The following is a 24,556-nucleotide window of genomic DNA, read 5'->3' as shown; positions in this document are numbered from 1 at the left end:
ACCGGCGGTGTCCCTGGCATGAGACGCAGTTACGTAGGCGTCGCCCTCGCGGTGACGACCCTGGTGGCCCTGGCCTTCGTCATTCCGCTGGCGATGCTGGTGCTGACCGCCGCGCAGGACCGCGCGATGCGCGAGGCGGAGCGTCAGGCGCTCGGCCTGTCCGCCGTCGTCGTGGTCGCCAAGGACCGGGAGCTGGTGCTCACCTCGATCGAAAGCACGCAGGCGGGCAAAGACGGGCGACTCGCGGCCCACCTGCCCGCGCTGGGCACGGTCGGCCCCTCCCGGGTGGATGCCACCGTTGTCGCCCGCATCCGCGAACAGCAGGTCGCCGGCACCACCGAGATCGACGGCGGCCGGGTCTACCTGCGTCCGGTCGCCCTCCCCGAGGGCGCCATCGCCGTGCTCGAGGTGTACGTCCCCACCGAATCGTTGCGCTCCGGCGTCGCTTTTGCCTGGCTGGTGCTCCTCGGCGAGGCCATCGTGCTGGTCGTCGTCTCCACGCTGCTCGCCGACCGACTGGCTGCCCGGGTGGTCCGAGCGAGTCGGGACCTGGCCCGGACCGCCGCGAGTCTCGGCGGCGGCAGCCTGCACGCCCGGGTCCAGCCCAGCGGCCCCCGCGAGATCGAGGAGGTGGGTGGCGCGCTCAACGTCCTCGCCGAGCGGTTCGTGGAGCTGCTGGCTACCGAGCGGGCGCTGGCCGCCAACCTGTCGCACCGGTTGCGCGTACCGCTGACGGCGTTGCGGTTGAACACCGAGACACTGCCCGCGGGACCCGACCGGGACCGGCACGTCCGGATGGTGGACCGGCTGGAGAACGAGATCAACGCGGTGATCGTGGAGGCGGCCCGGCCCCTGGCGGCCCGGCCCCGACTGCGCTGCGACCTGGGGGCGGTCGTGGCCGACCGGACCCAGTTCTGGGGCGCCTTGGCCGAGGATCAGGGCCGCCCGTGGCAGGCTGACGCGCCGCCGGCCGGGATCACGGTCCCCGCCGCCTTCTCGGTGGTCGCAGAGGCGCTGGACGTTCTCCTGGGCAACGTTTTCCACCACACCCCGGACGCCGCCGCGTGCCGGGTGACGGTCGAGCGCGGCCCGGACCAGGCGTCGGTGACCGTGGATGACGGCGGACCCGGTTTCCGCGACCCGGAGGCGGCCCTGTCCCGCGGCGCCAGCGACGCCGACTCGACCGGGCTCGGCATGGACATCGCCCAGCGTCTCGCCGAGGAGACCGGCGGCAAGCTCACGATCGGCCGCAGCAACCTCGGTGGCGCCCGCGTCGTCCTCACCCTCGGCCTCTCCGCCGAGGAAAAGCCGCCCACTCCGCCTCGCCGCCGCTTCTGGCACCGCTTCTTCGGCGGACCCACCGGCGGCAGCGGCGCCCACGCCCGCCGCTAGCTGCTCCGGCCTGCTGCTGGCTGCTCCGGCCTGCTGCTGGCTGCTCCGGCCTGCTGCTGGCTGCTCCGGCCTGCTGCTGGCTGCCTCGGCCTGCTGCTGGCTGCCTCGGCCTGCTGCTGGCTGCCTCGGCCTGCTGCTGGCTGGCCGGCCGCCGCTAGTTTGCCGGTTCGCCCGGTGCGGACAGGCGGATGCCGACGCCGCGGACGGTGTGCAGGTAACGAGGTTCCGCGGCCCGCTCGCCGAGCTTGCGGCGCAGCCAGGTCACGTGCACGTCGACCGTCTCCAGCGACCGGCTTTCCGAACACCAGACCTCGTCGAGCAGCTGCCGCCGGGTGACCACCTTGCCGGCCCGCTGCATCAGGTACGCGAGCAGGTCGAACTCGAGCCGTGACAGTTGCAGCGGCGCCCCGTCCAACGACGCCGTCCGCGCCTCAGGGTCGAGTTCCAGGCCGCCCTGCACGAGCGTGCTTGCCTCGGGCGGCGTGACGCCCCGGCGCAGCACCGCCGCGATCCGGGCTTCGAGCTGCTCGGCGGAGTACGGCTTGACCACGTAGTCGTCGGCACCGGCACGCAGCAGGCTGATCATCTCGCTTTCCGCGCCCCGGGCGGTCGCCACGACGACCGGCACCGCGGACGTGGCGCGGATCCGGCGCAATACGGTCGCACCGTCGAGATCGGGCAGATTGAGGTCCAGAACGACCACGTCGGGCCGCCAGCTCGCCAGCTCGCGCAGCCCGTCCAGGGCGGCGGCACACAGCCGAACGACATGACCAGTCACCGAGAGTAACCGGTCGATGGCCTCTCGGATGTCGCGGTCGTCCTCGATCACCAGCACCTGGGCCATGGTCACAATCTATCTATCGCTGAGGCAGAATGTAATCATGGGCCGGAGCTGGAGATTCGTTGTCGCCTGGTTGACTGCGGCGGCCGCGGCCATCACGGTGTCCTGGTTCGGGGTCCGCGTCGGAATTGCCCCGGCCATCACCGCCGAGGCGCCGGTAGCCATCGATGTCAACAGACGGTACACGGAGGTCAGGTTCGGTCCGGCCGATCCGACCGTCACCCCGGCCCCGCCGAAGCCACAACCCAGCCGCTCCTCGGCCCGGCCCACCCGCACGCCGACGACCGAACCGCCCACGACCAAGCCGCCGACGACGCCCCCGCCGTCCCAGGCGAGCAAATCACCGACCCCGACGCCGACACCTCCCGACCGGCGCCCCCGATACCGGGTGAGCGCGGACGGCGGCGACGCCATCGTGGCCTACTCGGAGTCGCGCATCGACCTGATCGACACCGAGCTGCGCCCCGGGTACGTCGCCAGTTCGACCCGCAGCAGTGACACGGTGCTGGTCATCCGCCTCTCCGGGACCTCGCACGCCTCTGTCATCACGGCGTACTGGGATTTCGGCCCCAGCGCACAAATCATCGAGGAGTACGAGGGCTGAGCTCCCCGTACGGGTTGACGGGCCACCCCCGGACGCGCGACGCTCAGTGACGAGCTGGTCGCACCAGCGGGGAGGGGGTCCCCACAGTGATCGATTTTCTGCTCGGCACGCTGCTGATCGTCAGCATGCTGATCACGATGATCGTGCTCACGCCGCCGTCACACCGCGGCTCCGGGCACATGCATTTCTGGCATCACCGCCACCGGCACTGAGCCGGCCTCGCACCCGGCCCGCGGCGCCTCTGCGGCTGACAGTTGCCGTCCGCTGACGCCGCGGCCGGGCTTGCGATCGTCCTTGCCTCGGCCTGCCCAACACGGGGCGGGCCCGTGCGCGGCGAAGGTGTGGAAAGACCCGGCCAAAGTGCGCGCCGGCACCTGACCGAAAGTGCGCGCCGGCACCTGACCGAAAGTGCGCGCCGGCACCTGACCGAAAGTGCGCGCCGGCACCTGACCGCGGGCCGGGTTGAACCCGGAGCCGATCACATCGCACGGGTTCCAGCGGGCGGTCAGTGTGCCCGGTAGAACGCCTCGACGACGGAGAGTGGCATGCGGCCGCGCCCGGCGACGGCGTAACCGTTCTCGCCGGCCCACGTCCTGATCGCATGGTTTTCGCCGCGATCGGACCGGCGGGGTCGTGCGGGACCGCGGCGGCGTGGTGGGCCCAGCTTGTCTCGGCCGGTACGGGTGGCGGCGGTGAGGAACGGACCCAGCGCGGTGCGCAGCCGCCCGGCGTTGTCCTCGGACAGATCGATGGTGTAGGTCACGCCGTCGAGGCCGAATTCGACCGTCCGGTCGGCGGTCCCGCCGTCGAGGTCGTCGGTCAGCACGGTGATGACTTGTGTGGCCATGAAGATCTCCTGGAGCGGGGACAGTGCGGTGTCCTGAGCGCGACGCCCCCGATTCTCGCCGTGGCGCCCAGGGCGGCGGAACGCCCGCCGGTCTGACGTGGTGTGCCGCTTGCGAAATGTCACAGGAATATGGCGTGATCGTCATTTCGTAATGGCGCCGAACGGCACATTCTTCGATGACCCGACCGAGCCTAAGGAGGGTCACCCAACAGTGTCAAGTGGATCGGACGCCATAGTGGACGGGAATTCTCCCCGCCACCACCTGCAGTGTTGTTCCGTCTGCAGTGGATTGTCGCGATGGCGCGCGAAGAAACAAATCGATGGGACCGTAGACTGACTCGAACCCGAGCCGCCCGCTACGAAGGGATCCTCGCGACGATGGCGAAGGCACAGGCGCTGGTGCTGATGGTGGTGCACGCCCACCCCGGTCCCGAGTCGACAAACACCGGTGGAATCCTCGCGCACTATGCCCGCCAGGGCGTACGGGTCGTGTTGGTCACCTGCACCGGTGGGGAGCCTGCCGCGGCCCGGCTCGCGGAGCTGCGTGCCGCCTGCGCACACCTCGGCGTGCACCACCTCGAACTCCTCGGCTATCAGGATTCCGGCATGGCGGGCGAGCCGCGTGCCGATGCGTTCCGCGACGTGCCCGTCGATGAGGTCGCCGACCGGCTCGCCGCTCTCATGCAGCAGCACCGGCCGCAGGTCGTGGTGACCTACGATCCCGAGGTCCACTACCACCCCGACCACGTGCACGCCGCCGTGGCGACCCACCGGGCGGCCGAGCGCACCGGCATTCCGGCCAAGGTCTACTCGGTGGCGCTCGGCGCCGCGTACTGGGCCGGGATCCATGCGGCTGCCGAGCAGGCTGGCCTCGGCGACGCCTTTGCGAAGCCCGTGGCCACGGCAGAGAACCGGCGAGTGGACGACCGCATCACCACGAGTGTCGACGTCGCGCAGGTGTGGGAGCGCAAGCAGGTCGCCGTCCTCGCCCACGCAAGCCAGGTCGGTGGCACGTGGATCGAAAAGCTGTACCGCGGCCCCATGCCGGCGATCCTCGGCTCGGAGACCTATATCCGCACCTGGGACCGCAGTGGCGCGCCGCTACCCGACCGGGATCTGTTCGACGGCCTCCGCACTGCCGGGGCCGGGCGGGCGGCAACGACCTGACGAGGTGACCCCATGAGCAGCACGCCGACCGGCGACACGTCCGGTGTCTGGCTCGCCGGCACCGTCCTCCGCCTCCTCGAGGTGCGGTACGGCCGGGGCCGCGTCCCGTCCGTACGGGTCCTGGCCCGGCACATCCGGGACAGCACCGACGGCGACACCATCTCGCACGGGCACATGCACAACATCCTGAGCGGCGGCGCGGTCAACATCACCGACCGGACTCGAGCGGTGCTGGCCCGTTTCCTCGGCGTACCCCCGACAGCGCTGATGCCGGCACCGGAGCCGACCGCCGGCGCGGCCGGCCCGCCGTCCGTGGAGACCTTGGCGATGCGCTTTTCGTCGTTGCGGCCCGAGGAGCTGGCCGCCATCGAGAAGGCCATCGAGATGGTCAAGACCATCGACCGGCGGTGAGCCGGCGCTGCCCGGTGGGGCGGAGAACGGAGACGGTCGTGACGGCCAAATACACGCGTGCCATTGCGGGCAGGCTCGTCGCCCGGTTACCGGACCTGCCCGAGCCATGGGACATCGAGGCGCTCTGCCGGGACACTGCGCGGCTGCGTGGGCGGCCATTGACGGTGCACGCGGTCAACCTGCGCGGCCTACCCTCCGGCCTGTGGTACGACGACGGCGTCAGCGACCGCATCATCCACCGTGCCGGGGCCACCGGTTATTACCGCGACCACATCATTCTGCACGAGCTCTGTCACATCCTGGCCGGGCACGGCGTGCCGCGCCGCCCCGACCAAGGCAGTGCGAGCCGGGCCCGGGTGTGCGACAGCATTGAGGAGGAGGTCGCCGAGACCTTCGCGGCGATGGTGCTCCGAGCTGCGGGGCAGCGGCCGCCGCGCACGGTAGGCGCGGCCGAGCGACGCGCCAGCGAGCTGCTGGGGGCCTCCCGTGCGTGATGTCCCCGCCTGGGTGGAGAGCCTGCGTGGCCTGATCCTTGTCGTGGTGTGGATCGTGGTGATCCTGCGCCTGCCGGCCGTGCGTCGGCCCGGACAGCGGCCGGCCTGGATCGTGTTGCTCTGTCTCGCGCTCGGCTCGGTGGCGATCCAGGCCGGCATCGCCGAGTGGATCGACGCGACGACCGGGGTGCCGCAGCTGAGCGACCTGGTCGTCGCCCTGGTCGCACTCACCGACTTCGCCGCCGTGTGGTGGTTTGCGCTGCACCTGCGCCGGGACACCCAGCCCGGTCCGGCCCGTTGGGCGCCCCTGCTGGCCGCCGCGACGATGGCCGTGCTCGCCGTCCTGTTCTTTCTGATCACCCCGGAGGCCGACCGCTTCGGCGCGCAGGCGCGCGGTTGGTGGATCGGCTATGCCGTCGCCTGGATCGCGTACGGCGTCACGACCGCTCTCGCCGCTGCGCTCATCTTCTGGCGTACCGCCCGGTCGGTGCGCAGCCCCTTGGTGCGGTACAGCATGGTCGCCCTGACCGTTGGGGTTGGCGCCGAACTGCCGTACCTGGTGATCCGGGCCATCCGGTGGTTCGTCCCGGACGCGCCCGCCGGGCTGGTGCTGGCTGGCTTCTGGTGTTCCTTCACCCGCTTCGTGGTGATCGCCCTGGCCTGTTCGGTCGCGGCCCTCGAGCCGGCCGTACGCGCCCTCGTCTACCGGGCGCGCCGCCAGCGCCTCGCGGGACTGTGGACCTTGCTGCGGGCCGCTACCCCCGAGCTGGTCCTGCACGAGCCTGCGTCGCGGACGGCTGACCTGCTGGCTCCGGGCAACTCCTGGGAGCTGCTGCACCAGCGAGTCGTGGAGATCCGCGACAGCATCACCCTGCTGCACGACGGCTGGGCAACACCCGATCTCCTGGCAGATGCCGCGGCCGGGCGGCGGCTCGTCGCTATCGCCTGCTGGCTCGAGGTGACCCGCCGGTCCGCGCTTGCGGGATTGCCGCGGACTGCTCAGGAGCCGGGCCACGACCTGCTGCCGGACGTCCGCGCCACCACCGCCACGATGCGCCGGGAGGTGAGCCAGCTCGTTCGGCTGCACCGGGAGATCACCTCGCGAACCGTGCGGGACTTCGCCGACCACCACTCGGGACTGTCGGTCGGCCCGCCGACCCGATAGCTGCGCTTCTGGCAGAATTTGCGGCCATCGATGAATGGGTGACCGTGCGCTCGTAGACTGTGGGCGGCTCTGTCTCTGCAACGGGAGGCTGCATTGGACACCCCGGGACCGGCGCTCCGCGTCGAGGTGCTCGGCCCCCTGCAAGCCTGGCAGGGGGACACCTGCCTGACCCTGGGTCCGGTGCAGCAGCGAGTGGTGCTCGCCGTGCTGGCGCTGCACGCCAACCGCCCCCTGCGCCGTGAGCAGTTGATCGAGGCGGTCTGGGGTGCGGCCGCCCCGGCGTACGCCGTGAACCTCGTGCACAAGTACATCTCGGGGCTGCGGCGCGCGTTCGAGCCGGTCCGCTCGGCGGGTGCGCCGTCGCGGTTGCTGGCCTGGACCGACATCGGCTACCGGCTGTCCCTGCCGCCCGGCTGCCTGGATCTCGAGGTTTTCGACCGGGAGATCGGTCGCGCCCGGTCCGCCCGGTCCGCCGGGGAGCTGCCGGAGGCGGCGCAGGCCGTCCACGCCGCGCTGCAGCTGTGGCGCGGCCCGGCCTTCGACGGGCTGACCAGCCCGCTGCTCGACGCCGAGCGGGAGCGACTCGCCGAACGCCGGATCAGCGTGCTCGAGGAGCGCATTGAGATCGATTTGGCAATGGGCAACGATCAGGATCTCGTCGCCGAGCTGCAACGCCTGGTCGCCGAGCATCCCATGCGGGAGCGGTTGCGCGGTTCCCTGATGACCGCGCTGTACCGCAGCGGGCGGCAGGGCGAGGCGCTGGCGGCGTTTCACGCGGTGGCCCGCTACCTGAAGGAGGAACTCGGCGTCGACCCGTCCGCCGATCTGCAGGAGCTCTACCAGCGCATTCTGACGAATGATCCCAGCCTGAGCGGGGCGACTGCGCTGCTGCGGCCGGTCGGCGAGGCTGCCGGGACAGACGCCGGCCCCGGACTGCCGGTTCCGGCGCAGCTTCCGTACGCTATCCCGCATTTTGTCGGCCGCGACGCTGAGCTGGACCGCCTCGACGACCTGGTGGTCAGCGAAGGCGGCGACGGTCTGGTCATCGCCGTGGTGACCGGCACGGCCGGAGTCGGTAAGACCTCCCTGGCCGTGCATTGGGCGCACCGCATCAGCGGTGGGTTCCCGCACGGTCAGCTTTACGTGGATCTGCGGGGTTTCGACCCCAACCTGTCGGCGGTCGAGCCCGGCGACGCGCTGCGCGGCTTCCTGGACGCGCTGGGCGTGCCCGCCCGCCGGGTCCCCGCCACTCTGGAACAGCAAGCCGCGCTCTACCGCAGTCTGCTCGCGGGGCGGCGGATGATGGTGCTGCTCGACAACGCCCGCGACGTCGATCAGGTGATGCCGCTCCTGCCGGGCTCGGCGGGCTGCCTCGTGCTGGTGACCAGCCGAAATCGGCTGTCCGGCCTGGTCGCTGCCGGCGCGGTCGCGGTGCCGGTGGACCTGTTGACCGCCGACGAGGGACGGCAGATGCTGCGCGGGCGGATCGGCCCGTCCCGGGTGGAGGCGGAGCCCGGGGCGGTGGACGACATCATCGCCGTGTCCGCCCGGCTGCCGTTGGCACTCGCCATTGTGGCCGCCCGCGCCGCGGCTCATCCGCGGTTCTCGCTGGCCGCGCTCGCCGGTGATCTCGCCTCGGCCCGAGGTGGGCTGGATGCTTTCGTCGGCGAGGACGAAGCCACCGACGCGCGGGCCGTGCTCTCCTGGTCGTACCACCTGCTTGCGCCGCCAGTCGCGCGGTTGTTTCGGCTGTTGGGTCTGCACCCTGGCCCGGATATCTCGGTCACCGCCGCGGCCAGTCTCGCCGGCGTTTCGGTGCCCGAGGCGCGCCGGCTGCTGGCCGCGTTGTGCGCCGCGCACTTGCTGGATGAGGGCACGCCCGGACGGTTCGGCTTCCACGACCTGCTCCGCGCGTACGCCGCCGAGCAGGCCCGCTCGCCGGGAGCCACTGCCGAGCGGGAGCTGGCCCTGACCCGCATGTTCGACCACTACCTGCACACGGCGCACGCCGCCGACCGCTTGCTCTATCCCTACCGGGTGCCGCTGGAGGTGGGGTCGAGCGCGGAGGCGGTGACCCTGGCCCAGTTCACCAGCCCGGACCGGGCGCTGACCTGGTTCGGCGCCGAACACCCGAACCTGCTCGCCCTGATCACCTTGGCCAGCGGCACCGGCCACGACGAGCGCGTGTACGGCCTCGCCTGGACGATGACCGCCTTCCTCAACTACCAGGGCCACTGGCACGACTGGGCGGCCACGATGGAGGCGGCGCTGCGGGCGGCCCGGCGGCTCGCCGATCTCGGCGGGCAAGGGCAGGCGCACCGGTTGCTCAACCTCGCCTACCTGCAGCTCGGCCGGTTGGACGAGGCCGGTGCCCATGCCCGGCAGGCCCTGCGGGTCTTCGCCGAGCTGGGCGATCTGCCCGGGCAGGCGCGGATCCACCTGAACTTCGGCCGGGTGCTGGAACGACAGTGCCACTTTCAGCAGGCGCTGGACCAGGCCCGCAAGGCGCTCGAGCTGTTCCGGCTCGCCGGCGACCCCGCGGGCGAGGCCGACGCGCTGAACTGGGTCGGCTGGTATCACAGCCAGCTCGGCTACCACGAGCAGGCGTTGGAGTACTGCCATCAGTCCCTGGTCGTCCACCAGGGCTCGGGGGACTGGCCGGGCCGGGCCGACACCTGGGACAGCCTGGGCTACGCCCACCATCATCTCGGCCACCACGACGAGGCGATCGCCTGCTACGACCAGGCGCTCGCGCTCTGGCACGACCTGGGCGACCGCTATCAGGTGGCGATGACGCTGCTGCGCCTCGGCGACACGCACCGGGCTGCCGGTGACCAGCCCGCCGCCCGGGATGCCTGGCTGCGGGCAATGCGGATCTTCGACGGGCTGGGCCATCCCGAGGCCGCCACGGTTCGCTCCAAAATGGATCTCCTTCCCGGATCTGCCGGATATTAAACATCGACGGTGATAATTGGCGGCTAAGCTGAGGCCTCGGGGGGTTCGGGCCGGGTGCCGTCGTCCGGGACCTCGACGAGGCGACCAGCGAAAGGAAAAAGATGTCCGACAAGACTGGTGCACCGAAATCGATCCGCGGGGGGTCGGGTGTCATCATCGGAGGACTCGCCGTCGGTGCCCTGCTGGGCACCCCGGCAGCAGCGTCCGCGGCCACCGCGGAGCAGCCCGCCGTCGTGACCGAGACCAGGGTCATCACCTGCCAGGCACCGCGCGTCGCCGCTGACGCTCCGGCAGCGACCTTCAGCGAACAGTTCCGGGTGTCGTTCACCGCCGGCGCCGTGACACCGACCCGGACCGACCTCACCGCGATCATCTGTGACCAGCGGAACTGACCGCGATCATCGGTGAGTCAGGTTAGCGCGGCGGATCCCGGGAAGACACCCGCGAGCCGCCGACCGATCCCGCTGCGCCCGCTCGGACCGACGCCCTCAACCGGTCCGAGCGCGGCGCAGCGTGCCGCATGGCCGGTCGTCCTGGTCGCCATGCCGTTCCTGCTGGCCGACCGGCCCTCCATCCAGCTGGGCCTGCTCAAGGCCCTCACCGCCGAACACGGGTACGCCGTCCGCACGCTGCACGCCAATCTCGACTTCGCGGCCCGGATCGGCGCCGAAACGTACCGACTGCTGTGTGAAGACCGCGGGTTGATGATCGGCGACTGGCTCTTCTCCGTCGCGGCTTTCGGCGCTGCGGCCCCCGACCCGGACGGCGCCCTGCTCGACGACTTCCCCGCCGAGCTGACCCTGCCCGGTTACTCCGCGCACGACAGCCGCGAACTGCTGCTCCGGATCCGTGAGCGCGACGTCCCGGCCTACCTGGACGCGCTGCTGAGCGACTTTGCCTGGGCCGAGACCGGCGTCGTCGGCTTCTCCTGCACCTTCCAGCAGAACGCGGCCTCCTTCGCGTTGGCCCGCCGGCTGAAGGACCGATTCCCTGACCTGGTCACGGTGTTCGGCGGCGCCAACTTCGAGGACGAGATGGGCCTGGAACACGTACGGCGGGCCGGCTGCATCGACTACGCGGTGATCGGCGAGGGCGATGTGGCCCTGCCCGAACTGCTCGCCGCCCTGTCCACCGGCGCAGATCCCGGCGCGGTGCCCGGCGTCGCCTGCCGTGTCGAGGCAGGCGTGTCCGCGGCTGCGGCACAGGCTCCGTACACCCGACTCGACGACTCACCGCTGCCGGACTACGACGAATACTTCGCCCGCGCCGAAGCGTTGGGTCTGCAACCGGTCACCGGACTCCGCACTATCCGCATTCCCTTCGAGTCCGCGCGCGGCTGCTGGTGGGGAGCCAAACACCACTGCACTTTCTGCGGACTCAACGGCTCCACCATGGCCTTCCGCGCCAAGTCGGCACCCCGGGTATCCGCCGAGCTCGCCGCCCAGGCGCGCCGCTACCGCAGTTTCCGTTTCGAGGCGGTGGACAACATCGTGGACACCTCGTACCTGACCGGACTGTTTCCCGAGCTGGCCGCCACCGGCACCACCTACGACATCTTCTACGAGGTCAAGGCAAACCTGAGCCGGGAACAGCTCCGGCAGCTCCGTGCGGGCGGCGTGACCCACCTCCAGCCGGGCATCGAGTCGCTCAGCACCCGCGTGCTGGCCCTGATGCGCAAGGGCGTCCGCGCCGGGCAGAACATCAACGTGCTGCGCTGGGGACAGCACTACGGCATCACGATCTCCTGGAACGTCCTGTGGGGCTTCCCCGGCGAATCCGCCGACGACTATCGGGAGCAGGCCGCGGTCGTGCCGCACCTGGTCCACCTCCAGCCACCGGTCGGGGCCGGGCGGGTCTGGCTGGAGCGATTCAGCCCGCTCTACACCGAAGCGGACTCCGGCGTCCTCACCCGCCGGCCCGAGCGCGGCTACCGCTACGTCTATCCGGCAAGCTTCGACCTGGACAAGATCGCCTACTTCTTCGAGTACGAGCTCGCCGACCCGCTGCCCGACGACGCGTACGCCGGACTGCGCAAGGCCATCGAAGACTGGCAAGCGGCCTGGGCCCGCCCGGACCCACCCGTCCTCACGTACTACTCGGCGCCCGGTTTCCTGCAGATCTACGACGGTCGGCATCCGGGCACCGAGGGGACGTACACGTTCGAAGGCGACCTCGCCGAGATCTATCTTGCTTGCACAGACCGCCCGATCGGGGCCAATGCTGTCTCCGAGCGCCTGGGCGGGCGGCTGCCGGTCGAAGCCGTGCAGGAGGCATTCGCCGGATTCGCCGAGCGTGGGCTGATGTTCCTCGACGGCTCTTCCGCGTTGGCACTGGCCCTTCCGGCCGGAGCGACCCGATGAGGCACCCACCTCGTCACCCGGCCCGGTGGTCCTGACCGGACGGACGACGACGCTTCTCACCGCTCCTGCGGTTCCCCCGCGCCGGTGCGATGGCCGATGATGCTGTGACCCGTGACCGATTCTCTCGAGGTGGTAATGGACGACCACGTGATACTGCGGCCCTTCTCCGAACAGGACCTGTCGTTCCTGGAACGACTCAGTTCGGACCCGAGCGTCACCGGACGCTACGTCTGGGCCGGTTTCCGCGACCCGCGCGCCCGGCGCCGTCGCTGGGAGAAGGACGGGTACGTCAGCGCCGACTCCTCCGCACTCGCGGTGGTCGGCGACGACCCGGAGCGCGGCCCGAACACCGTCCTGGGCATCGCCAGCTGGGATGCGAAGGACCGCGGCGGACCGCCCGGGGGCTGCTACGAGATCGGCCTGGCCCTGCTGCCGGAATACCGGGGCCGAGGCCTGGGCACGGCCGCCCAGCGGGAGTTGGTGCGGCACCTGCTCGACTGCACCCTCGCCTTCCGGCTCGAGGCGCAGACCGACGCCGACAACATCGCCGAACAGCGAGCCTTGGAACGGATCGGCTTCCGCCGCGAAGGCGTGCTGCGCGGCGCCCGGTTCCGCGAGGGTGAATGGCGCGACATGCTCATGTACGGCCTCCTGCGCTCCGATCTGCGGGCCGGGGACGTGGACTGACCTGCACTTCCAGCCACCGTTCCAGTCGGCGTTCCAGTGGCCGTTCCATCGCCTGAGCGCAGGATGAATCCCGTAGTTCACGCCGCAGGGCGTGCCAGTAATGGCAACGGGGGACACCGTGCTCGTACTGACCCATCACGACCTGAGATCCGTGCTCGACGCCCGCGAGGTCAGCGTCCTCGACGCCGTCCGCCGGGCGTACGTGCTGCACTCGCAGGGGGCGACCGCCGTGCCGCGGCCGGCCGTCCTCAACCCGCCCGAGGAGTTCCGCGAGCTGGTGGCCCGGCCCGCCTTCCTCGGCGGCACCAAGCCCGCGGCGGGTGTCGCGTGGCAGGCGTCCGCCGCGGACGACGGCGAAGGTGGTCCGGCCCTGTCCGCGGCCACCATCATCCTGAACTCGGCAGTGACCGGGCGTCCGGAAGCCCTGCTCGAAGGGTCGCTCATCACGGCCCGGCGGACAGCGGCCGGTGCCGCCCTCGCCGCGTCGGCGCTGGGAACGGGGGAGGACGCGGCCGGAGTGACGCTGGTCGGGTGCGGCGCCGTCGGGTTCGAGACACTGCGGTATCTGCACGTGGTGCATCCGGATCTCCTTGAGGTCACTGTGCACGATCTGCGGCGCGAGCGAGCAGGGGCGTTCGCGGCGCGGGTCGCTCGGGAACTGCCGACGCTGCGGGTCCGCTTCGAGCCGGACCGGGCCCGGGCGCTCGCCGCCGCGAGTCTCGTGGTGCTGTCCACCCGCGCTGCGGCGCCTTGGCTGGACACCCGCCGGCTGCGACCGGGCACTCTGGTCCTGCACACCTCGCTGCGGGACGTGACCCCGGAGAGTGTGCTCGCCGCGGTGAACGTGGTCGACGACGCCGAGCATGCTTGCCGGGCCGACGGTTCGCTGGCGCTGGCCGAGCGGCTCTCCGGCAACCGGTCGTTCCTGACCGCCAACCTCGGCGACCTGCTGTTGGCCGGCACGACCGGCGTGCGGGACCCGCGCCGGACGACGATCTTCTCGCCGGCCGGCCTGGGCGTCCTCGATCTGGCCGTGGCCCGGTACGCCCGGGACCGCGCCGAACAGGCCGGGCTGGGCGTCCGGATCGACGACTTCCTGCCCGCTCGCCCCGCTGTCCTGCCTGGACGGGCCGACCCTTTTGCCGGAGCCGGCGAGCCGCGTCCCGACCGGGCCGGCCCGCCTCGCGTCGAGGGCTCGCCGGTCGACCACCCTGCCGGCGCTGCCATCGTTGACCGGGTCACTCCGGCGGTGCCGGCATGAGCGCGCCGATCGGCTGGCTAGGGCTCATCGCCGGCGAATGGACGACCACCGGTGATGCGAGTTCCTGTGCCCGCCGAACCGTACGGGCCGGTCGGGCCCTGGGCCTGCGGACCCTCGCGGTCAGCACGGACGAGCGCTGTCTGGCCCGGCTGGCTGCCGACGGCTGGTCGCTGCGACCCGCCTCCGGCCTGGACCCGGCCAGCATCGCCACCGCGTTCGCCCCCGCGGGCGGCCGGTCGATCGCCCCGGCCCTGCTCATCGGCGACGGCCCCGGCCTGTCGGAGACGACGGCCCGGGTGGCGGCGCTCCTGGGCGCCCGGACCCCCGATCCGGGTGCAATGGCCCGGTCCGCCGGCTTCGTCGCCGGTCGGCGGACCGTGGCCGCACCGGGACCCGACGAGTCGGCACGCTACATCGTCCAAGCGCAGGACGGCGACATCATCGGCATCGTCGAGGACGTCACGGCCGACGGAACCGGCCGCGACTACGACTGCCCCGGTACGGCCCGCGGCGGCACCGCCCGCCGGCTGCGATCCCGGGCCCGGGCCGCCCTCGCCGCGACCGGACTCACCCGCGGGCCGGCCGAACTGGTCCTGCACGCCGACGGCCGCCGGGTGTCCGTGGCGAGCATCGCGCCCGGCCGGATCGACGGCTGCATCGCCTCGGTCATCGAGCTCGCGACCGGCCACGACGTGATCCTCGGCGCCGTACGCTCGGCCGTCTCGGCAGCGCTGCCGCCCACCCACCACCGAATCGGCCGCCAAGCGCGACGGCACGCCAGCCTGCGCCGCGCAGACCTGCGCGGCGCTCCCGCCCGAGCCGACGCCGCCTGGATCGACCTGCCGGGCCTGGTATCGGTGCGGCCCGGGGCTGACGGGGCGGTGGTCACCGTTGCGGACGACCGGGTGAGCGCCTCCCGGGGTGCACGCTCCGCGGTGGAACGCCTGTCCGGCTGGTCGACCCGGACGGTGGCGGTGCCGGGGGGTGCGCTGTGACCCCGTTGCGCCTCGCGCTGTTGCGCGCCGACGACCACCATCACCGGTACCTCGAATCGCTGCTTGCCAGTCGCTTCGACCTTGCCCTGGTCGTCGTCGAACCGGAAGGCGTCCAGACTGCCGGACTGCGCCGCCGGGGCCGCTACCGCGACTGGGCGTACCACCACTACCACCGTTGCCGGCGCATCCTTACCGGCAAGGACGGATACCGCCGGCAATACTTCACGCACAGCCCCGAACTGTGGGCGGATCCCGGTCCCCACCGACTACGAGTGCGCTCGGTCAACGAAGACGCGGTGGTGAACGCCCTGCGGACGGAGTTCGTCGACGTCGTGGTGATCATCGGCTGTTCGCCGCTCGCACCCCCCACGCTCGCCGCCGCCGGCCCACTCGTGATCAACGTGCACGGTGGCCTGCTGCCCTACTACCGCGGTGACCACGGCGTCTTCTTCGCCGTGTACGACGGACGGCTCGACCGAGTCGGTGCCACCCTGCACCGGGTCGACCCGGGTATCGGCACCGGCGAACTGATCGAGGTGGTCCGCCCGCAAGTGCACGGCGACGAACTGCCCGAACAGTTGTACTGCCGCTCCGACCTCCTCGCCATCCACCGCCTCGCAGGCTGGCTGGACATCCTCGAGCGCGGGGGTGAACTGCCGTCGTACGCCCCACCCACGGCCGGGCGCACCTACCGGACCAGCGACCGCGGCCCGGCCCATGATCTGCGGTACTTCCTGCGCCGAATGGGAAACAACTCCCGGCGCCGCGCGGTGCACGACACTGCTGTGCGGGAACCGTCGCGATGACCGCGGCCGAGGCGCACACCGCCACCGGCGTCGCCCCGGCGCCGGGGCTGTGGTCGTCGCGGCTGCTGCGACACGACCGGCACTTCCTGACGTTCTGGACCAGCCGTACGGCGTCGATGGCCGGTAGCCAGGTCGGACAGCTGGCCCTCCCACTCGTAGCCGTCCTAGTGTTGGACGCCACCGCGGTGCAGGTCGGGATCCTCGCTGCCGCCGGTCTGCTGCCAGGCCTGCTCCTCGGACCGGTCGCCAGCTCGTGGCTGATCCACCTGCCTCGCCGTCCCGTGCTGGTCCACACCGCACTCACCCGCGCGGCCGTCCTGCTCACCATCCCGGCGGCGGTCGCCCTGGACCGACTCACCCTCACGCAGCTGTACGCGGTCGCTTTCGTCACCGGAGCCCTGAGCCTGTTCGCTGATCGGGCGGCGCAATCGCTGCTCCCCGCCCTGACCGGCCCCCGACGCCTCTACGAAGCAGACAGCCGGCTCGAGGTCAGCCGAGCCGGCACCGGTCTGGCCGGCCCGTCAGTCAGCGGCGCCCTGATCCAAACAGTCACCGCCCCGATCACCCTCCTCGCCGACGCCGCCTGCCACCTCTTCGCTGCCCTGCTGCTGCTCAGAATCCGCGAGCCCGGACCCACAACCGCACCCGCACCGGCGGTGTGGCAACGACTGCGCGAAGGACTTCGCGTGCTCCGCCGAGCACCGCTGCTCCGCTGGGTCGCGCTCGCCTCGGCACTGTCGCACCTGCTCACCGCTGCCCTGGTCGCGATCATGCTGCTCTACCTGGTCCGTACGCTGCACCTGAGCGCCGCGATGATCGGCATCCTGCTCGGCATCGGCGGCATGGGCGGGCTGCTCGGCGCGGTCTCCGGCCCCGTTCTCGCCCGGCGACCCGGACCCGGCCCGGCCCTGGTGATCAGCACCGGAGTCGCCGGCGTCGGTGCCCTGCTGCTCGGCCTCTCCGACGGTCCCGCCTGGGCTGCGCTCGCCTACCCGATCTTCGCGTACGGCGGCACCGCGTTCGCCGCCGCGGTGGCGGGGCTGCGTCGTGCGCTCGTACCCAATCCGCTGCTTGCCCCCACCGATGCCGCAACGCACGTCCTGACCGGAGCGGCGCTGCCGCTCGGTGCCCTGCTCGGCGGCCTGTCCGGTCATGGGGTCGGACTGCGGGCAACCATGCTCCTGGCCGGCGTCGCCCTGCTGGCTACTGCTGTGCTGCTCGCCTGCTCCCCGCTGCGCCGAGTCCGCGCCCAGACCACCATCCCCGGTTGACCGTCACGGCGGACTCAGCGGCCGGGCCTTCTGCGGGTGAAGCGTTTCGTGGCGGGCCAACATGGCGACGAACTCACCGATCTTCCGCTCGCGCGTCTCCGCCCGCTTGACCGCGTTGATTCGATAGATCAGCGCGAACCGGTTGGCGCTGGTGAGCACGTCGAACATGGCTTGTGCTGCCGGCACGGCGGCGATGGCAGCGAGGAAATCGGCTGGTGCCTCGGCTTCCGAGGGCGGTGCGTAGGCCGCCGCCCACCGGCCGTCCGCCTTCGCGGCGTCGACCGCGGCGCGGCCTGCTGGCTGCATCAGCCCCTGTTCTTCGAGGCGGGCCACGTGGGCGGTGTTGCGTTGTGACCACGAGCTGCGGGATCGACGAGGGGTGAACCGGATCCACGAGGACTCTTGGTCCCGTTTCCGGGCCTGGCCGTCGATCCAGCCGAAACACAGCGCCTCGTCGACTGCCTGCTGCCAGGTGACGGTGGTGACGGTGCCGCCCTTCTTGGTCAGGGCGAGCCAGACGCCGGGGGAGGTCTCGTGGTGGATCGACAGCCATGCGCGCAACGCTGCGGCGTCTGCGACGATCAACTCATCCAGCTCGGCACTTGCCATGACGGCAGGCTAACCGACGCGCCGCGGCCGCTCCGTGACGGCCACGCTGCCATCCCCGCTCGTGTTGTGTCGGGTTGCTCTGGCGGAACTATTGGCTCGTATCGCGTGCAGGCAAGCGTACGGAAGTTCCATTCGGCCTCGCCGCGTACCGCGTCCGTAAATGCCTGCACGACTTGGTCACGCAGCTCGGGTCGCCGGCACGAGGACCGCACCCCTTCGCTGTCGCTACAGCTGCAGCGCGAGGTGTGGCACTGCCACTCGTGTGGCAAAGGCGGCGACGCCTACCAACTGATCATGGGAAGGAGGGGCGTCCCTCTGTCCGCGCCCGAGCTTTGCGGCCTCTCTCGGCCTCGCAACGGGCGACGCTGGAAGAGACCACCAGCCGCTATCAGGCAGCCGTTACGGCGGCGCCGCCCAGTATCTACTCGCCCGCGGAATCAGCCAGGAAACAGCGCGAACGTTCTGGCTTGGCGTCGTCTCTGACCCCGCTCCCGGCCACACCAGGTTCACGGGATTCCTCGCCATCCCGCAACTCGACCGGGAGCGCCGGCCGCTCGCGATGCGGTTTCGCTGCATGCAGACGCACGAGCACCGCGACACGGACACGGCAAATACATGGCAGTCGCAGACGAGCCAGTACGGATGTTCAACGTCGCCGCGATCCACCAGGCCGACGACGAGATCCACCTGTGTGAAGGCGAACTCGACGGCATCATCCTCGACCAGATCGGGCTTCCCGCGGTCGGGCTTCCCGGTGTCAACTCCTGGCGCAACCACCACCGCCGGATGCTTGCCGGCTTCAACCGCGTCCACGTCTGAGCCGACCCCGACGATGCCGGCGCAGACCTAACTAACCGGGTCACTCGAGCGCTACGTCAGGCCCGGCCTGTACGCCTGCGCCACGGCGACGTCACCGACACCTACCGGGCCGGCGGCGCTTCAGCGCTACGCGACCTGCTGACCGACAACCCCTCGTGAGGACGAATCCCGAGACCGAAGCTGCTGACTGGACCGTCCTTGACGAGACTGGCATCACCGACATCGCCCGCAAGGCCGCACACAGCGTCGCCGCCGAGTACCGCCACATCGCTGAAACCGACGACCTCCACCAAGACGCGCTGATCCTGCTCACCACTCACGCCGCCCGCGTCCGCAGCTACCTCACCAGCGGCAACCCGGGTTACACCTTCGTGTGGCTGCGGCACTGCCCGGCCGACCCACCCGCACCGAAGCACGCCGCAAGAACAGGCACGTGCCCTTCGACCTCCTGGGAGCTGCATGAGTGACTACAACCGCCCGCTGATCGAGCCGCTGCTCCCTACCGTGTGGGACCCGCAGTACGCATATGGCTTGGACACACCGAACACACCAAATTCCGATATGCCAAGCACCAACGCCGACCCTGTCCACGCCGGCACCCTGTCCGCCCACCTCGCCGACATCCGCACAGGCTGGGAAAACGCCCCACTGACCCTCGCCCAGCGTCAAGCACTCTTGCTGCGCTACGGCCTCGACTGGCGCGAGAAGCACATCGCCGCTAACCGTGGCGTCTCACAGCCCCGCGTCTCGACCCTGCTCGCCGAGGGGCGGCTGCATCGCCAGTACCCTCAACGGCATCGCGGTGTAGCCCTCCTCGAAGAACATAGCGCCCCGGCTGGCAACGATGCCAAGCCGGGGCGCTATTGCTGTTGGGGATCGTTAGAGGGCGAACTCGCCGTTCTTGGTTCCGACAATGAAAGCGGACCACTCACTGGGCGCGAAGGCGAGAATGGGTCCGCCGCCCTGGTCCTTGGAGTCGCGAACCGCGGCTCCGCAGTCGGGGAGGCCAGCCACCTCGACGCACGCCCCGCCGTTGTTATCCGACCGCACGCTCTTCTTCCATTTGAGGTGAGTCAGGTCTGGGGTGTTCACTGCGAGCCACTTCCCTCGAACTCGTTGGCTAGCTCGACGATGAGCCTGCGGGATTCTTCAGGTCCGAGAGCAGCCGCCCGCAGGTCGTCCCACAACCTAGAGTACGCCTTAACGTCGTCTGGTCTGTCCAGGTAGACGGCATCGCGGTAGTCCTCGGAGTAGATCACGTCAGAGGAGGAGTCGGTGCCAAAGCGTAGGACGATGAAGGGGAACGACGCGGTGGTGTAGGTCTCCGCTCGGAACGGCAAGACTTGGAGGTTGACGTTGGGCCGCTTGGACACCTCCACCAGGCTTTCATGCTCATCCATGCCGATCTGAATCCCGCCAACCTGATCGTCACTCCAGACGGGCTGCGGGTCGTTGACTGGGCGTTCGCTATGAAGGCAGCGCCGTGGGTTGAGCTGGCTATGCTCGTCCCGTGGCTTATCGGCAGCGGCCACACACCTAAGCAGGCCGAGAACTGGTTAGCCCGCTTCCCGACTTGGACCGCGACCAATTCCGAGGTCCTTGACCACTTCGCAACCGCGAACGCGGCGAAGTGGTCCACCAAGGCGCAGCAGAACACCGCGACCTGGGTGCAAGACCTTGCGGCATGGACCGCTCCATGGTCAGCACATCGCCGCAAGAGAATGGTGATGGACTAGAGGGAGACGCAAGGATGCCGCCATTGCAGCGCGACAGCGGCATCCTTCGGCCTCAGGAAGCGGGGCTAGGTGGACCCTACGGGTTCCAACCTCGGCCGGTCCAACGTCGCCCGCCGTAATTGAGCGTCGGGCATGTCGAACCGATCTTATTTTTGATCCAATACTGGCCAGCGTCGTACATTTGGTGATGATCTGCCGAATAGTTGCAGACCAGTACCCGGTTGCGGATGTTATTGCCTGTCGCCTGAGCGCGAATTTGATTGAAATAGTTCCTCTGAATTCCGCGCGAACTGTTCTGTTGCGTGATTTTCCCAGACAAGACGACCAGTCGCGCTCTCGTGTTGTACTTCAACCAGAAGGCATACAGATCGCCGGATCCGTTGCGCGCATCACACGGTGTGAGGTCGTCGGCGTTTCCGGGGTCGATCAAAATGACGTAGTCCAAGAGTCGAAGCTCGTTCATGTCGTAGCTCTTCATGTGCTGGATGAGGAAAGCCGGCCCGAGACGGCCATAGCTCCATCCGCCTACACGATCGTAGAATTCGTTTCTGCCGAGCTGGCCGTCGAGTGCATAGTATGGCCAATCGGAAAGCTGGGGACAAGAATCCCAGCGGTTCCAGTTTCCCATGCTTACGCTATGCACTCCTGTGCGGTCGCGGAGCAATTTGTCGCCTGGGCCATATGGCGAGTAATAACCGGCGATGGCCTTCGGTTCAGGGGACGACGGGATCGACGAGACCCCACACTTCGGGACCCCGGGAGCTGGGTGGCCGGCGCTCATGCCGTCATCGACGTAATGCGTATTGAGGAAGCCAGCGTTAGTGCGGCCCCCGGCGGTGGCGCGGCTCAGATTCTCAGCGTTGTACCAGATCCTGTTGCCGTATCGACCGACGGCGTCTCCATCGGCCCAGCAAATTGCCCGCACCCTTTCGTTTTGATAAACGCCTAATCCGGTGACGCGATCGGTGTCGTTGGTATGTGGGCTGTTCCGAAACCAAACTCCGTCGGGCGGCTCTTCACTGGTGTTCATCACGGTGTAGATCGTGCTACCTGCGGGCAGGCCGCCCTGTGAGGGCTGCCCGCATTTCGGAATGCCGTAGCGGGAGGTTAGATCCGCCTCAGAACTGTAGTGGCTATCGTCATAGAAAGAGGCGTAGTAACCTCGGGTTCCATTCCAGTTGACCAAGAACCATACGTTGACGTTTCCGATCATTTCGCCGTAGGTGAAACAATCATAGTCCGGACTGGCCCCCTCCGGAATATTGCCAACCGCTGTTCGGGAAGTGTTGGGATCGGGCCTCATGCGGACACCCTGACCGTCGGTGCCAGAGATGTGGATATTTGCAGGGATAGCTTGAGCCGGGGTCGCCGCGGCGATTGTCCCCGTTGTGACTGCCAACCCAATAGCGGCTGTCACGGCCGTACGGTATCGCCAGCCCGGCCGCGACCTTCGGTGCGAGGCAGTTGTGGCCTCTCGTTGAATCTGGTGCACGACAATCGCCTCTCCCTAGCGAGGTTCGAGGGAGGAGAGCGTATCGCATAAAAGGTGCGAATTAGGCAAATGGTGTGGAGGCTTTCGCTGGCATGCTGAGGTCGCCTGCGAGCGGCAGGATTCCCGTGTGGGCCCTCACTGACCACGACCGGGTGATCGGCTGCACCAGTCTCTCCCAGGAATCCCCGGCCTGGTTCTGGACCGAAGCTGAACGCGCCCAACCAACGATCTTCGTGGCTACCGCCGTCACAGACCCCGCCTACGTCCGGTCAGCGGATCGGATGCCAACTCGCCTGGTGGGTGCTCGACCATGCCGTCCGAACTGGTCAGCAGTGGGTACGTCGCGGCGCCATCGAGCCGGTGCTGGTGCGCTACCGCGACGTTCAGGGCTGGTGAATCGTGCGGGAAAGGTCCGCGACGGGTTCACCGTGACCGGCCTGGCCCGACGTGCACAGCGCATGTCAAGTCTCTCAATCACCACAGGATAGATGCGAAGAGCGGGCTGATCAGAGACCAGCACCGCACCAGACAACTTGCTGACGTCGCTACGGAAGCAAAGGTTCCTCGCCGTTGATCGCCTCGTGACGTCCGGGAAGATCGGTGACAGGACATGACGATCTTGAGGTGGTCCGCTGCGATGACAACCAGCCGTTGCTAGGCGGCAACGAACACATGATCAGCCCTTTAGGTGGGCGCAGTAGGCGGTTTGGCGGATGCCCTGCGATTCGATGGTCACGTCCGGGGTCGCCCACACGGTCGATGATGATTCTTGTATCGGATTGTCGCCTTCTTGTCCAAGCAGTCGTCGGGTATGCAGTTCGAATGGATCTCGACATTGCTCACACCGCGGCGTCCGCCGTGCCCTACATCATGGCCACCGCTGCCGCCTATGGCATGGGCACCGTTGACAGGGTGCGCGACAGACTCATCGACAAGGCATCAGATGCATCCGTGAGCGTCGGCCACCGAATCTTGAACGTCCTCCTTCGCCGCGACAATCCAGTGCTGGAAGAAGCTGTTGAGGACGTGGCAGCGGGAGGAGAAGAAAGTGACGCCGTCCTGCGAGTTCAGATTCGGAAGGCCCTTACGGCTGACCCTGAACTCGCGCGAGAGGTCGCGGCAATGATACCAGTTGCCTCACGCGCAACCTTCATCGGAATGCAGCATAACTCTGGGTCTGGAACGTTCATCGGCGGAAACAATCACGGCAACATCAACCCGCCCATCACGGCTAGCTGATGACGACCTCGGGCGAACCTAGGCGACCGTTCCAGCTTCAGCAAAACACCGGCCCAGGCACCTTTATTAATGGGGACAACCACGGCACCATCGAGATGGTTGACGCCAAGACCAAGTCCGTTCTGGACAAGATATCCAAGGAGGCTCCCAGGCTAGGCGACCTACTAAAGACAGCCCTGCGTGATGGAGTTATATCGCCGCACATTGCGCTTTCCCTCAGTGAAGCCGCGTATAACATCAACCATCGTACGGCAGAGATGCTTTACGAGGCGAGTCTCTCCATCAACCATCGTACGGCAGAGCTGATCTACGAGGCCAGTCTCTCAATTAACCCTGGCGCCGCGCAGCAGATCTACGATGCATCTAAGGTGTTGACTTCTGATCTGGGGGACCGTGTCTCAAATGCCGCGAGCATTTTTGCTAGTCACCCGCAGCAACTGAGGGACGCCAACGACGAGATGCGGCAGGTTCTCGCTGGTATTCAGACCCTAGCTGAGGTTGTCGATCGTGCTCCGATCTTCGAGCGCTCAGCCCAAGCGGTCTTGGGTGCTACCGAAAACCTGGCCATGGCGTCCAGTCGAGTCCGGCCCAGGCCTAGATCCGGCAGCTTCTTATGGGGCTTCTTCCTAGGCGCCTTGTTGGTCGTCGTCGCCCTTGGATTCCATGCTTACAGCACCAGGGTTGTCTGAGCGTGCGCCGCCAGTTCATGCCTGGCTCGCCGGCTGCCAAGATCGGGTCACCGTGCCGTTGAGGGTGCGTGTGGCTAGCTCACCACCTCCGCGGCCGTGTTGCGTCCCACGTCCGTCGAGCGCTCAGCGTCTCGCCCAACGCCTATGCAACTCGCGCAGTGCGGCAATGTCCTGCCGGCTCCATTCACGCACCGCAGTAGGGGCGCCGGGACCGATCGGCACACCTGCTGCCAGTACAGAGGAGAGGGCGCGGACGTAGCGACGCGCAGCGGCGATGTATCGCGTAGGCGCTCGCGGCGCATCACGCTCCGGCCTGGTGATTCCCACCGATGAATAGATACAGGCGTTCTGTACCACCTGCGCTTGGCGTGGGGTTTGAGCGCCTTCGCCGGTGGTGCGGGACCGCACTTACCCTAAACCTACGTTTAGGGTAAGGCGTTTGTGCTGGTCGCTCCACGTGAGGCCGCCTGGCGGAGGCACGCTGAGGCCCTGATAGACGGGGAGCGGTCGCCCTGACCAGCTATGCTGCAAAACGCCTTACCCTAATCGGTCGTTTAGGGTAAGGGTCGTCGCGCTGACTCGGGTTGGCTCCTCGTGTTGCATCATGCCCGCCGCGCTCCGCCTTAGAGCTGCTAACACGATCTGCTGAATCGATGTTGATCAGCGCGTCGATGTGAAGATCGGTCTCGTTCGGCTGGGTGTGAGCAAGCCGTGGA

28 protein-coding genes are annotated in these 24,556 nt (G+C 68.8%); 21 read left to right on the top strand and 7 right to left on the bottom strand.

The features are described from left to right. Window positions 1-18 precede the first annotated feature (18 nt). Window positions 19-1,392 carry an ATP-binding protein gene (locus ACIA1L_RS32490; RefSeq protein WP_396076890.1) on the top strand — a complete coding sequence of 458 codons (1,374 nt, stop codon included), beginning with the start codon at window positions 19-21 and terminating at the stop codon, window positions 1,390-1,392. A 154-nt stretch (window positions 1,393-1,546) separates the two neighbouring features. Here the strand turns inward: ACIA1L_RS32490 and ACIA1L_RS32485 are convergent, their stop codons facing one another. After that, on the bottom strand, window positions 1,547-2,227 hold the full coding sequence (locus tag ACIA1L_RS32485; RefSeq protein WP_396076899.1) for a response regulator transcription factor: 681 nt from the start codon (window positions 2,225-2,227) through the stop codon (window positions 1,547-1,549). Window positions 2,228-2,273: 46 nt separating this feature from the next. Between ACIA1L_RS32485 and ACIA1L_RS32480 the strand changes: the two genes are divergently transcribed. Together ACIA1L_RS32480 and ACIA1L_RS32475 are read left to right on the top strand one after the other, a co-directional pair. Further along, on the top strand, window positions 2,274-2,837 hold the full coding sequence (locus ACIA1L_RS32480; protein ID WP_396076889.1) for a hypothetical protein: 564 nt from the start codon (window positions 2,274-2,276) through the stop codon (window positions 2,835-2,837). An 86-nt stretch (window positions 2,838-2,923) separates the two neighbouring features. Then, entirely contained in the window at window positions 2,924-3,049 is a 126-nt protein-coding gene (locus ACIA1L_RS32475; RefSeq protein ID WP_396076888.1) for a hypothetical protein, read from the top strand. A 293-nt stretch (window positions 3,050-3,342) separates the two neighbouring features. Here the strand turns inward: ACIA1L_RS32475 and ACIA1L_RS32470 are convergent, their stop codons facing one another. Then, window positions 3,343-3,684 (bottom strand): Lsr2 family protein, encoded by a 342-nt coding sequence (locus ACIA1L_RS32470; RefSeq protein WP_396076887.1) that lies wholly within the window; start codon window positions 3,682-3,684, stop codon window positions 3,343-3,345. Window positions 3,685-4,062: 378 nt separating this feature from the next. On the opposite strand from ACIA1L_RS32470, the gene ACIA1L_RS32465 reads away from it, so the two are divergent. The 12 genes from ACIA1L_RS32465 to ACIA1L_RS32410 all read left to right on the top strand — a co-directional run bounded on the left by ACIA1L_RS32465 (window position 4,063) and on the right by ACIA1L_RS32410 (window position 17,256). After that, entirely contained in the window at window positions 4,063-4,851 is a 789-nt protein-coding gene (locus ACIA1L_RS32465; protein WP_396076886.1) for a PIG-L family deacetylase, read from the top strand. Window positions 4,852-4,863: 12 nt separating this feature from the next. After that, window positions 4,864-5,262, top strand: a complete 399-nt coding sequence (locus tag ACIA1L_RS32460; protein ID WP_396076885.1) for a hypothetical protein — start codon at window positions 4,864-4,866, stop codon at window positions 5,260-5,262. A gap of 38 nt (window positions 5,263-5,300) precedes the next feature. Continuing rightward, window positions 5,301-5,756: a hypothetical protein gene (locus ACIA1L_RS32455; RefSeq protein ID WP_396076884.1), complete on the top strand. Its 456-nt coding sequence runs from the start codon at window positions 5,301-5,303 to the stop codon at window positions 5,754-5,756. Continuing rightward, the gene (locus tag ACIA1L_RS32450; protein WP_396076883.1) at window positions 5,749-6,921 is read left to right on the top strand and encodes an MAB_1171c family putative transporter; all 1,173 of its coding nucleotides are present in this window, start codon (window positions 5,749-5,751) and stop codon (window positions 6,919-6,921) included. Before ACIA1L_RS32455 ends, ACIA1L_RS32450 begins: the two co-directional genes overlap by 8 nt. A gap of 93 nt (window positions 6,922-7,014) precedes the next feature. Then, the gene (locus ACIA1L_RS32445) at window positions 7,015-9,876 is read left to right on the top strand and encodes an AfsR/SARP family transcriptional regulator (protein WP_396076882.1); all 2,862 of its coding nucleotides are present in this window, start codon (window positions 7,015-7,017) and stop codon (window positions 9,874-9,876) included. Between the two features lie 101 nt (window positions 9,877-9,977). Further along, the gene (locus tag ACIA1L_RS32440; protein ID WP_396076881.1) at window positions 9,978-10,268 is read left to right on the top strand and encodes a hypothetical protein; all 291 of its coding nucleotides are present in this window, start codon (window positions 9,978-9,980) and stop codon (window positions 10,266-10,268) included. 12 nt (window positions 10,269-10,280) lie between these two features. After that, a complete protein-coding gene (locus ACIA1L_RS32435; protein WP_396076880.1) occupies window positions 10,281-12,236 on the top strand; it encodes a RiPP maturation radical SAM C-methyltransferase in 1,956 nt (651 codons plus the stop codon). 111 nt (window positions 12,237-12,347) lie between these two features. Continuing rightward, a complete protein-coding gene (locus tag ACIA1L_RS32430; protein ID WP_396076879.1) occupies window positions 12,348-12,923 on the top strand; it encodes a GNAT family N-acetyltransferase in 576 nt (191 codons plus the stop codon). 100 nt (window positions 12,924-13,023) lie between these two features. Then, the gene (locus ACIA1L_RS32425; RefSeq protein WP_396076878.1) at window positions 13,024-14,184 is read left to right on the top strand and encodes a 2,3-diaminopropionate biosynthesis protein SbnB; all 1,161 of its coding nucleotides are present in this window, start codon (window positions 13,024-13,026) and stop codon (window positions 14,182-14,184) included. Then, the gene (locus tag ACIA1L_RS32420) at window positions 14,181-15,179 is read left to right on the top strand and encodes a hypothetical protein (protein ID WP_396076877.1); all 999 of its coding nucleotides are present in this window, start codon (window positions 14,181-14,183) and stop codon (window positions 15,177-15,179) included. Before ACIA1L_RS32425 ends, ACIA1L_RS32420 begins: the two co-directional genes overlap by 4 nt. Next, window positions 15,176-15,985 carry a formyltransferase family protein gene (locus tag ACIA1L_RS32415; RefSeq protein WP_396076876.1) on the top strand — a complete coding sequence of 270 codons (810 nt, stop codon included), beginning with the start codon at window positions 15,176-15,178 and terminating at the stop codon, window positions 15,983-15,985. The genes ACIA1L_RS32420 and ACIA1L_RS32415 overlap by 4 nt, the downstream gene beginning before the upstream one ends. Continuing rightward, on the top strand, window positions 15,982-17,256 hold the full coding sequence (locus ACIA1L_RS32410; protein ID WP_396076875.1) for an MFS transporter: 1,275 nt from the start codon (window positions 15,982-15,984) through the stop codon (window positions 17,254-17,256). Before ACIA1L_RS32415 ends, ACIA1L_RS32410 begins: the two co-directional genes overlap by 4 nt. A 3-nt stretch (window positions 17,257-17,259) precedes the next feature. On the opposite strand, the gene ACIA1L_RS32405 is transcribed toward ACIA1L_RS32410, so the two are convergent. Continuing rightward, complete coding sequence (locus ACIA1L_RS32405) at window positions 17,260-17,865, bottom strand: YdeI family protein (protein ID WP_396076874.1); 606 nt, start codon at window positions 17,863-17,865, stop codon at window positions 17,260-17,262. On the opposite strand from ACIA1L_RS32405, the gene ACIA1L_RS32400 reads away from it, so the two are divergent. From ACIA1L_RS32400 to ACIA1L_RS32390, 3 genes are all read left to right on the top strand, one after another. Next, the gene (locus ACIA1L_RS32400) at window positions 17,791-18,348 is read left to right on the top strand and encodes a CHC2 zinc finger domain-containing protein (RefSeq protein WP_396076873.1); all 558 of its coding nucleotides are present in this window, start codon (window positions 17,791-17,793) and stop codon (window positions 18,346-18,348) included. The genes ACIA1L_RS32405 and ACIA1L_RS32400 overlap by 75 nt on opposite strands. Window positions 18,349-18,480: 132 nt before the next feature. Then, the gene (locus ACIA1L_RS32395; protein WP_396076872.1) at window positions 18,481-18,684 is read left to right on the top strand and encodes a hypothetical protein; all 204 of its coding nucleotides are present in this window, start codon (window positions 18,481-18,483) and stop codon (window positions 18,682-18,684) included. Between the two features lie 155 nt (window positions 18,685-18,839). Next, a complete protein-coding gene (locus tag ACIA1L_RS32390) occupies window positions 18,840-19,151 on the top strand; it encodes a hypothetical protein (protein WP_396076871.1) in 312 nt (103 codons plus the stop codon). Window positions 19,152-19,563: 412 nt separating this feature from the next. Here the strand turns inward: ACIA1L_RS32390 and ACIA1L_RS32385 are convergent, their stop codons facing one another. Both ACIA1L_RS32385 and ACIA1L_RS32380 read right to left on the bottom strand, forming a co-directional pair. Next, entirely contained in the window at window positions 19,564-19,776 is a 213-nt protein-coding gene (locus tag ACIA1L_RS32385; protein ID WP_396076870.1) for a DUF397 domain-containing protein, read from the bottom strand. Beyond that, complete coding sequence (locus ACIA1L_RS32380) at window positions 19,773-20,084, bottom strand: Scr1 family TA system antitoxin-like transcriptional regulator (protein ID WP_396076869.1); 312 nt, start codon at window positions 20,082-20,084, stop codon at window positions 19,773-19,775. Before ACIA1L_RS32380 ends, ACIA1L_RS32385 begins: the two co-directional genes overlap by 4 nt. Here ACIA1L_RS32380 and ACIA1L_RS32375 point away from each other — a divergent pair. Further along, window positions 20,073-20,420: a phosphotransferase family protein gene (locus tag ACIA1L_RS32375; protein ID WP_396076868.1), complete on the top strand. Its 348-nt coding sequence runs from the start codon at window positions 20,073-20,075 to the stop codon at window positions 20,418-20,420. The genes ACIA1L_RS32380 and ACIA1L_RS32375 overlap by 12 nt on opposite strands. 76 nt (window positions 20,421-20,496) lie before the next feature. On the opposite strand, the gene ACIA1L_RS32370 is transcribed toward ACIA1L_RS32375, so the two are convergent. Continuing rightward, the gene (locus tag ACIA1L_RS32370) at window positions 20,497-21,837 is read right to left on the bottom strand and encodes a hypothetical protein (RefSeq protein WP_396076867.1); all 1,341 of its coding nucleotides are present in this window, start codon (window positions 21,835-21,837) and stop codon (window positions 20,497-20,499) included. Between the two features lie 897 nt (window positions 21,838-22,734). Here ACIA1L_RS32370 and ACIA1L_RS32365 point away from each other — a divergent pair. Together ACIA1L_RS32365 and ACIA1L_RS32360 are read left to right on the top strand one after the other, a co-directional pair. Continuing rightward, entirely contained in the window at window positions 22,735-23,151 is a 417-nt protein-coding gene (locus ACIA1L_RS32365; protein ID WP_396076866.1) for a hypothetical protein, read from the top strand. Further along, a complete protein-coding gene (locus ACIA1L_RS32360; protein WP_396076865.1) occupies window positions 23,151-23,840 on the top strand; it encodes a hypothetical protein in 690 nt (229 codons plus the stop codon). The genes ACIA1L_RS32365 and ACIA1L_RS32360 overlap by 1 nt, the downstream gene beginning before the upstream one ends. Window positions 23,841-24,360: 520 nt before the next feature. Here the strand turns inward: ACIA1L_RS32360 and ACIA1L_RS32355 are convergent. Continuing rightward, the coding region (locus tag ACIA1L_RS32355; protein ID WP_396076864.1) for a hypothetical protein at window positions 24,361-24,556 on the bottom strand (196 nt) is incomplete at its 5' end.

Origin of the sequence: Actinoplanes sp. NPDC051859 (assembly GCF_044452725.1) — a bacterium.
In the GTDB taxonomy this organism is placed as follows: domain Bacteria; phylum Actinomycetota; class Actinomycetes; order Mycobacteriales; family Micromonosporaceae; genus Actinoplanes.
This window is presented reverse-complemented; position numbering and strand designations above follow the sequence as displayed.

Coding starts and splice junctions, on each gene's coding strand:
- ACIA1L_RS32490 (WP_396076890.1), top strand. CDS start 19: ATGAGACGCAGTTACGTAGGCGTCGCCCTCGCGGTGACGACCCTGGTG.
- ACIA1L_RS32480 (WP_396076889.1), top strand. CDS start 2,274: ATGGGCCGGAGCTGGAGATTCGTTGTCGCCTGGTTGACTGCGGCGGCC.
- ACIA1L_RS32470 (WP_396076887.1), bottom strand. CDS start 3,684: ATGGCCACACAAGTCATCACCGTGCTGACCGACGACCTCGACGGCGGG.
- ACIA1L_RS32465 (WP_396076886.1), top strand. CDS start 4,063: ATGGCGAAGGCACAGGCGCTGGTGCTGATGGTGGTGCACGCCCACCCC.
- ACIA1L_RS32460 (WP_396076885.1), top strand. CDS start 4,864: ATGAGCAGCACGCCGACCGGCGACACGTCCGGTGTCTGGCTCGCCGGC.
- ACIA1L_RS32440 (WP_396076881.1), top strand. CDS start 9,978: ATGTCCGACAAGACTGGTGCACCGAAATCGATCCGCGGGGGGTCGGGT.
- ACIA1L_RS32425 (WP_396076878.1), top strand. CDS start 13,024: ATGGCAACGGGGGACACCGTGCTCGTACTGACCCATCACGACCTGAGA.
- ACIA1L_RS32420 (WP_396076877.1), top strand. CDS start 14,181: ATGAGCGCGCCGATCGGCTGGCTAGGGCTCATCGCCGGCGAATGGACG.
- ACIA1L_RS32410 (WP_396076875.1), top strand. CDS start 15,982: ATGACCGCGGCCGAGGCGCACACCGCCACCGGCGTCGCCCCGGCGCCG.
- ACIA1L_RS32405 (WP_396076874.1), bottom strand. CDS start 17,865: ATGGCAAGTGCCGAGCTGGATGAGTTGATCGTCGCAGACGCCGCAGCG.
- ACIA1L_RS32395 (WP_396076872.1), top strand. CDS start 18,481: ATGGCAGTCGCAGACGAGCCAGTACGGATGTTCAACGTCGCCGCGATC.
- ACIA1L_RS32375 (WP_396076868.1), top strand. CDS start 20,073: ATGCTCATCCATGCCGATCTGAATCCCGCCAACCTGATCGTCACTCCA.
- ACIA1L_RS32380 (WP_396076869.1), bottom strand. CDS start 20,084: ATGGATGAGCATGAAAGCCTGGTGGAGGTGTCCAAGCGGCCCAACGTC.
- ACIA1L_RS32365 (WP_396076866.1), top strand. CDS start 22,735: ATGGATCTCGACATTGCTCACACCGCGGCGTCCGCCGTGCCCTACATC.
- ACIA1L_RS32360 (WP_396076865.1), top strand. CDS start 23,151: ATGACGACCTCGGGCGAACCTAGGCGACCGTTCCAGCTTCAGCAAAAC.